1 protein-coding gene is annotated in these 1,010 nt (G+C 71.9%); it reads right to left on the bottom strand.

Annotated features, from left to right (window positions below; translation table 11 throughout):
- A partial coding sequence (locus E4622_RS22565; RefSeq protein WP_134742484.1) for a DUF222 domain-containing protein occupies nt 1–1,010 on the bottom strand: 1,010 nt, incomplete at both ends.

Genomic DNA, 1,010 nt, shown 5'->3' with positions numbered 1-1,010 from the left:
GAGCTCGTCCTGCTCGATGAGGCGGTGGGGGTGTTCGTAGGCGGCGACGTGGACGTGGTCGGCGAGGTCGCGGACCGGTCGGACGCGGATGATGGTGTCGGGGTTGTTGCACCACTCGCGGACGGTCTCGGCGTTGATGGGGGATCTGGTGGTCTCGCAGCGGGCGACGTTGGCGGCGGGGTTGCCGAAGACGGTCTCGGCGTGGAGGTGGACGACGAGCTCGACGGTCCGCTTGACCCTCGGCCGCGGCACCGGGGCGCGGTCGTCTTCGGCGTGGTCGAAGGGGAAGGGGTCGTAGCCGCGGGCGAGGTCGCCGACGGCTTGGGCGCGGCGGACGTCGAGGGGCTCGGTGGACCCGGCGGTCTTGAGGTCCTCGGCGCGGTGGGTGACGGCGAGGTCGAGGTCGAGGGCGTCGGCTGCGTCGAGGGTGCCGGTGACCTCGACGTTGCCGGCGATGGTGGTGTCGGTCTTGTGGATGGTGAAGTGGCGGGCGTCTGCTTGTTCGCGGCGGCGTTTCTCGGCGGTCTCGGGGTCGAAGCGCTCGACGGCGGTGGTGATCTGGCGCTCGATCTCGGCGTAGGAGAGGCGGTGGGCGTAGGCCCCGATCCGTTCGTCGACGAACGCGGCGCCGGCCTGGGACAGGGCCATGGTGTGCTCGGCGATCCACTTGGCCTTCCAGAACGGGAGGTGTCCGTGGTCGACCTGGGCCCAGAGCCGGGGGAGGCGGTGGTGGATCTCGAGGGCGGCGCCGACGTAGCTCTTCGCGGAGTCGGTGGACATGCCGAGTGCGGCGCCGAGCTCCATGACCGCGAACTCGCTGACCCAGGGGGTGCCGTCGCCGGCCAGGGGGATGCCGTGGTCACCGAACGCGGCGTCGGCCTCCTCGTCGGTGGTGTGCAGGGTGCACCAGGCGATCGCCGCGCGCAGGCGTCGGACCTCGGCCGCGGTCGCGGCGGTGGTCTCGTGACGCATGACCTCGAGGAGGTCGGCGGCGGGGCTGGTCATGGGTC

Source organism: Nocardioides sp. 503, assembly GCF_004522095.1.
Taxonomy (GTDB): Bacteria; Actinomycetota; Actinomycetes; order Propionibacteriales; family Nocardioidaceae; genus Nocardioides.
The sequence above is the reverse complement of the archived record's forward strand: the minus strand, read 5'-3'. Positions and strand labels throughout refer to the sequence as shown.